This window comes from Candidatus Arthromitus sp. SFB-turkey, from assembly GCF_001655775.1.
GTDB lineage: Bacteria > Bacillota > Clostridia > Clostridiales > Clostridiaceae > Dwaynesavagella > Dwaynesavagella gallinarum.
On record NZ_LXFF01000036.1, the window covers coordinates 26,781 to 33,609 of the forward strand.

The window sequence follows — 6,829 nt, forward strand, 5'->3', positions numbered from 1 at the left end:
AATCACCATAAAATATAACAGTAATTGATCCTGCTATTCCTCTATATTAATCATACGCTATTTAAATTTTCGCTTTCTTGCAGCTTCAGATTTTTTCTTTCTCTTAACACTTGGTTTAACGTAATGTTCTCTCTTTTTAACCTCAGATAAAACTCCAGCTCGTGCACACTTTCTCTTAAATCTTTTCAAAGCACTCTCTAAAGATTCATTTTCTCCAACCTTTATTTCAGACATATATTTTCCCTCCCTCCGCTAGTACAAAATACAAACTTTATACTCTATATGGGTCAGCGATTTCATCTAGAATTATACAATAAATAATTTTTTATGTCAATATAGAAAAATTCTATACTTTAAAGCTATTTAATTATATTTTTTTAAAACTATCTCACAATTAATTATGTACTTTTTTTGAACTAATTATTACATTTTTTAAAATTATTTTTGTGCTTTTAAAACTTCCATCGGATCAAATTTATAAGTCGATGAAGGATCAGAAAATATAAAATACATTTCTTTTGAACCATCTACAGTATACTTAGCAATGTTAACCCCATTAACACTAGAAACATTTTTAGTTCTACCAAGCTTAACTATTATATCAAAAAAAGTCATTCCCATTTTTATTTCTGAAAGTTGATTTGATGTTATTGATCTAATATTATTTTTTGTAGTCAAAAGCTCTGAATAAAATAAATTCAAATCTACCTTTTTAAAAATTACATTCATGTTTTTAATTCTTGATAAAAATTCTGTATTATCAGCAATATTTAATACAATATTTGCCATTCTATTTGAAGATTTATCTTTTTGATAAATTGAATTCCAATAATTTAATCCATCTTGATCAGCTGTTCTATTAAACAACACCTCATACATTACTCCTATAAATTGCTGATCTGTTAAATTTCTAGCTTTAAACTCATCAAGAGATATAAATTGATTAATCAAATCAATAGCACCTTTATCTTGAGATGTTAATTGTCCTTTCCAATAATTAAAACCTTCTTGATCATACTGACGTCCTAAAATATGTTCATACGCATCTCTTATAAAAATATCAATATCACTAAGTTGTTCCGGAACAACTACTGGTTTTTCTTCCTCATATATCTTAAAAACTATTCCCATTTCATTTATTTTGCCAATAAATTCTTCACTATGAGCCATTTGATTTATTAAATTAAGTTGTTGTTCTTTAGTGCTGTTTTCTCCTAACTTACTCATCCAATAATTAAATCCATCTTCATCTGGTTCTCTATTTATTAAAAGATTGTAATTCTTAGTTATAAAATCTTCAGATGAAATACTTAAACTCGCAAACTCTTCCTGACTTAATATTTGATTTAGGAAATCTAAAATTCCTATATCTCCACTTAATATTTTTCCACTCCAATATGATTTACCTTCTTCATCTGCTTCTCTATTAAGCATAATACTGTAAACACTATCTAAAAAACTATCCAAATATTCTTCCTTAGTTTCAGCATAAGCAGAAAAACCACCCAAACACAACGACAACGATAACAAACTACCAAGAACAATTTTCTTAATATTTTTTTTCATACTAAATCCTTTCTTAATAAAAATAACTATTAGCAAAATGTAGGTGTAAGTTCTTGTCCACCAACAATATGAAAATGTATATGCTTTACAGATTGAAAAGCATGTGCTCCACAATTATTTACAACTCTATAACCAGTCTGATCAATTTTAAGAGCCTTTACTATTTTTGTTATAGCTAAGAAAACGTGTTTTACATAATCAATATTACTATCATTAAGACCATTTAAATCTTCAACATGCAATTTAGGAATAACAATTATATGATTAGTTGCAGATGGATAAATATCTTCAAACCCAATTACATATTCATCCTCATATACAACTGTACAAGGAACTTCACCTTGAACTATTTTACAAAAAATACACTCCATTTACTTATTCCTCCTTATACGACTGCTTGTCCAATAAGAAATTCTTCATTAAAATTTTTTATTAAGGTAGGTACTATTTGACCTAAATATTCTTTATTTGTAGAATCCAAATAAACTTTTATATAATTATTGGTATATCCATACATACCTTTTCCATCTGAAGCAACAGTGCAATAAAGTACATCAACAACTTTTCCTAAATATTTTTTCATAAAATCAACTTTATTTAAAGCATTAATACTCAAAATTATTTTACTTCTTTCATCTTTAACAGAACCATCTATTTGAAAATCCATCAAAGCTGCTTTTGTACCTGTTCTTTTACTATACTTAAAAACATGCATGTCCTGTAATTTTATCTTCTTTAAAAATTCTACAGTCTCTAAAAATTCATTCTCCGTCTCTCCTGGAAATCCTACAATAATATCTGTAGTTATACTCACATCATCAATTAATTCTCTAAGTTGATTTACAACTTCTTCATATTTAGCTGTATCATACTTTCTTCTCATTCTTTTTAAAGTTTCATCACATCCACTCTGCAATGATAAATGAAAATGAGGCATAAGTTTTTTTACATTTTTTAGCCTTCTAATAATTTCAATGTCAAAAAATTCAGGATCAACAGATCCAAGTCTTATTCTTTCAAGTCCTTTTATTGGATCTAACATTTCTATTAAATCAACTAAATTAATTTCAATTCCTAAGTCATCTCCATATGACGTAGTATTTATTCCCGTTAAAATAACTTCTTTATATCCATTTGAAACAAGAGATTTTACTTCATCAAAAACCTTTCTTGGTTCTTTACTACAAACCCCTCCACGTGCAAATGGAATTATACAATATGTACAAAATTTATTACATCCATCTTGAATTTTAATAAAAGCTCTATGTCTCTCTTGTAAATTTTCTAAACTTCCATCTTCAAAGCTAACATTTTTCAAAATATTCTCATCTATCTTAACAACTTTTTCACGTTTCTCAACAAATAAATTTATGTAATAAGGCAACTGATTTTTAAATCTATTTCCTAAAATAATATCAACATCTTGTATATTTGAAACCTCTTCTTTAGAAACTTGAGGATAACAACCTACCATAGCAATAATAGCTTCTGGATTACTTTTCTTGCACCTAGAAATAAACTGTCGAGATTTTTTATCACTATTGTTAGTTACTGTACATGTGTTAATACAATAAACATCTGCAAATTCATCTGAAGACACAACTTGAAATCCATTTTTCTTCAATGCAGATATCATAATTTCTGTATCATAAATATTTACCCTACAACCTAATGTAAATATTGCAACTTTCATCTTCTATTCCTCTTAAACTAAATTATTTATCTCCAAATTCATATTGAAGTACAGATGAAATAAATATAGATGCTGTTTCTGTACGGAGTATTCTTTTACCTAAACTTACAGATTTTCCTCCCAAACTCTGTATATATTTAATTTCTTGATCTTCAAATCCTCCCTCTGGGCCTATAAAAACACCAATATTTTTTATGTTTTCATTAATTTTGTCTTTTAAAACAGTCTTAAGATTAATTTCTTCTTTTTCATAAGGAACAATTATAAGATCATATTTATCTAAACTTCTTAAATCTATATTTTCAAGTTTTATTGGTACATTTATAGTTGGAATACTAGATATTCCACACTGTTTGCAAGCTTCTTTAGCTATTCTATTTAATCTATCAAGTTTAAATTTACCCACATCAAATTTACCATTAACACGTTTAGTTAAAACTGGTACTATTTCTCTTACTCCAATCTCTGTTAATTTCTGAACAATAAGTTCAAGTTTATCAAATTTAGGATAACCCTGAAAAATTGTTATATTAATATTACTTTTATTAGTTATATCAACTGGTTTCAACAATTTAACAACGCAAAATTTTAAATCAGCATTTATAATTTCACTTTCAAAACTTTGATCATTATAATTACTTATAATAAACCTGTCTCCAACTTTGAAACGTAACACTTTCAAAATATGTTTTGCTTCTTCATCTCTAATTGTTAGAGTTTCAATTCCTTCTTCGTATTCAAAATCTGTAAAAAATTTACGCATTAAAATTACCCCACAGAAATTATACCATATTCTACTTATTTTTTATAGCAAAAGCAAACCATCCATTCTCATTTACCTCATCAAAAATATCAAGTCCATATTCAGAAAGTTTACTCTTTATTAAATCAACTCTACTTTCAATTATACCTGATGTTATAAAAATTCCTTCTCTATCTAAAATTTTAACAATATCTGGAATTAAATCAACAATTACTTCCGCTATAATATTTGCAACAATTAAATCTCCTTTTTCTGAAGCTTTATCTAAAAGATTTCCCTCTAAAACCTCAATATTAGAAAGATTATTTAAACTCACATTATATTTTGCAGCACTAACAGAAACTTTATCTAAATCAATAGCAACAACTTTTCTAGCTCCAAGTTTTGATGATAATATAGCTAAAATTCCAGAACCTGTTCCCACATCATAAACAAAAGAATCTTTTTTCATGTATTTGTCAATTAATTGCATACACAGTTTCGTTGTTTCATGTGTTCCAGTTCCAAATGCCATTCCTGGATCAATATTAATTAAAATTTCACCATTTTTTAAATTGTAATTTTCCCATTCAGGCTTGACTACAATTTTATCATTAATTTTAAAAGTATGATAATATTTTTTCCAATTATTAGCCCAATCTTCTTCAAATATTTCACTAGTTTCAATTTTACAATTTATTTTTTCAGAACAAATCATTTGATTTAAAATATTTAAAAATTCAATCGGGTTTTCTTTATCACTCAAATAATATTTGACAATACAAACGTTTCTTCCTTCTGTAAAAATTTCATCTTCATCAAAATATGTATCAAAATTTATATAACTTTTTTCAAATAAATCTCGTGGATCCTCAATTGATAATTGAAATACTCCTAATCTATAAAATATGTTTTCAATTTTTTCAAGATCATTTACACTAACTTTAATTTTAATTTCTGTATATGTATTTTTCATTTTTCCCCCATATAAATCAATAACATTTCACAAAATTATATCATTTAAATTATACAAATTTCCATATTAAATAAACTTTAAAAAGAAAACTGTGCTATAATATAAACGAAATAATTTATGGAGATGAAAAATGCATGACATTTACACAGCCATAATACAAACTGGCTTCAATAAATCTAAAAGAATTTTAAACTTAGGTGAAGAAGTAATTTTATTAAAAGAACCAGAAAACAATTATGATTCAGAAGCAATTAGTTGTGTTGTTCCATCAGTTGGAAAAATAGGATACGTTATAAATAATTTTAGAACTTTACCTATCGGATGCTTTAGCGCTGGTAGAATTTACGATATGTTTAAAGTTGGGATTTTTGCGGAAACTAAATTTATAGTTAACAACATCTCTATTTTAAAATTGAATTTAGAAAGCCGAAATATTTTAAATGATATCTATAAATCTTCATTTTCCAATCTATTTTAAAAATGATAAAAGCCACTTTAAAATTTTTAAAAGTGGCTTTTAATATTTATATAACTAAAATATTATCATTTTTAAGTTCTTCTGATGTTTGGTTATTAAGTTCTATACTTTTATTTCCTATATATATAGTTTTAAATTTTATATTTTCAAGTTTAGATCCAAAATCAACAAATTCTTTTTTCAAGACCTCAATATTTTTAACTTCTTTACGTTTTCTATCTTTATCAATTTTTGTATTTTTTATAAGCCTTCCTATTTTATTATCAAGTTTTTTTACATATTTAGAAAGTTGTTTATCAACGCTGTGAACACTTTTTTCAATCAAAGAATCTACATTATTAAATATTTCAATTTTTGTATTCTCAAAAACTTCTTGAATAGTTTGTAAAAACATATCTTTAAAATCTTTAACATCAACTGAATAAACAATTTTCTCTCTAATTTTTGTACTTTTTATTTTCTTAACATATAAATACGCCAAACCAATCCCAGCACCAAAAGCAGCTCCAATAGCAGTCTCTAAAATTGGTAAAGTTCTTCCCATAATTCCACCTAATGCACTTCCTGCAACGCTTGTAGCTGCCATACTTATGCTAAGTGTAGAAGTATTAAAATCATCAGATTCTTTCACCATACTTTGCGTCTCAGTAATGTTCAATTCATTGAAATTTATATTACTCATGCAAATATCATCAAAATTATAAATTTGAAACTTGAATTTTATCTGTTCATTTATGTATTTATTAAATTGATCTCCAATTTCTCTAAAAGCTTCATTCAAATTGTTATTTATCTCAATTTGAGTATTAAATGATTCATTATAAATATGATCATTAATTTTATTAATTGTAACACTTAAACTTTCTTTAATATTATTTTCAATAACATTTATCTTATAAAGTAAATCTTCCCTAGTATCAGCCTCTAATACATTTTTTATTGGTAACATTTCACTAACCATATTATCTAAATATCTAGACATTTCATCAAGCTTAACAGATATACTACTTTTCAAAACATTAAGAGATATTTTTGGAATATCAAGCACTTCTATAAAATTATTTTTAAGATCAGTCAACCTATTTTTGATTTTTTCAAATTTTTCAATAGATAAATTATACTTATTATTAATAACAGCTATATCATTTTCTAAACTGTTTATTATATCATTATTAATATTTATAAGTTTTTCTATAGCAAGCTCTAAATTTTCTTCTGCAAAATTAGAAAAAATACAATTTAAAATTTCTTTTTCAATAATTTCAATTCTACTTTCTTCTAAAAGTTTATCTGCATATTCAGCAGGTTCTAATTTAAAACTTCTAACAATTCCATTAATTTCAATTTTTTCAGTATATCTTGAACCATATAACC

7 protein-coding genes and 1 pseudogene are annotated in these 6,829 nt (G+C 25.6%); 1 reads left to right on the forward strand and 7 read right to left on the reverse strand.

Annotation, left to right across the window (positions count from 1 at the left end; genetic code table 11):
- Nucleotides 1–57: 57 nt before the first annotated feature.
- The 6 genes from rpsU to prmA all read right to left on the reverse strand — a co-directional run bounded on the left by rpsU (nucleotide 58) and on the right by prmA (nucleotide 4,977).
- A complete protein-coding gene (gene rpsU, locus A6P36_RS07270; RefSeq protein ID WP_005805980.1) occupies nucleotides 58–234 on the reverse strand; it encodes a 30S ribosomal protein S21 in 177 nt (58 codons plus the stop codon).
- 204 nt (nucleotides 235–438) lie between these two features.
- Entirely contained in the window at nucleotides 439–1,566 is a 1,128-nt protein-coding gene (locus A6P36_RS07275; protein WP_066762715.1) for a DUF4214 domain-containing protein, read from the reverse strand.
- Between the two features lie 29 nt (nucleotides 1,567–1,595).
- On the reverse strand, nucleotides 1,596–1,937 hold the full coding sequence (locus A6P36_RS07280; RefSeq protein ID WP_066762697.1) for a histidine triad nucleotide-binding protein: 342 nt from the start codon (nucleotides 1,935–1,937) through the stop codon (nucleotides 1,596–1,598).
- A 14-nt stretch (nucleotides 1,938–1,951) separates the two neighbouring features.
- The gene (mtaB, locus tag A6P36_RS07285) at nucleotides 1,952–3,259 is read right to left on the reverse strand and encodes a tRNA (N(6)-L-threonylcarbamoyladenosine(37)-C(2))-methylthiotransferase MtaB (RefSeq protein ID WP_066762701.1); all 1,308 of its coding nucleotides are present in this window, start codon (nucleotides 3,257–3,259) and stop codon (nucleotides 1,952–1,954) included.
- A 22-nt stretch (nucleotides 3,260–3,281) separates the two neighbouring features.
- Nucleotides 3,282–4,022 (reverse strand): RsmE family RNA methyltransferase, encoded by a 741-nt coding sequence (locus tag A6P36_RS07290; protein ID WP_066762703.1) that lies wholly within the window; start codon nucleotides 4,020–4,022, stop codon nucleotides 3,282–3,284.
- A 31-nt stretch (nucleotides 4,023–4,053) separates the two neighbouring features.
- On the reverse strand, nucleotides 4,054–4,977 hold the full coding sequence (gene prmA / locus A6P36_RS07295; protein WP_066762705.1) for a 50S ribosomal protein L11 methyltransferase: 924 nt from the start codon (nucleotides 4,975–4,977) through the stop codon (nucleotides 4,054–4,056).
- 130 nt (nucleotides 4,978–5,107) lie between these two features.
- Here prmA and A6P36_RS07300 point away from each other — a divergent pair, with 130 nt between their 5' ends.
- A complete protein-coding gene (locus A6P36_RS07300; protein WP_066762706.1) occupies nucleotides 5,108–5,455 on the forward strand; it encodes an HIRAN domain-containing protein in 348 nt (115 codons plus the stop codon).
- A gap of 46 nt (nucleotides 5,456–5,501) precedes the next feature.
- Here the strand turns inward: A6P36_RS07300 and A6P36_RS08245 are convergent.
- Nucleotides 5,502–6,829 (reverse strand): annotated as a pseudogene (locus tag A6P36_RS08245) (dynamin family protein); the annotation flags it as partial.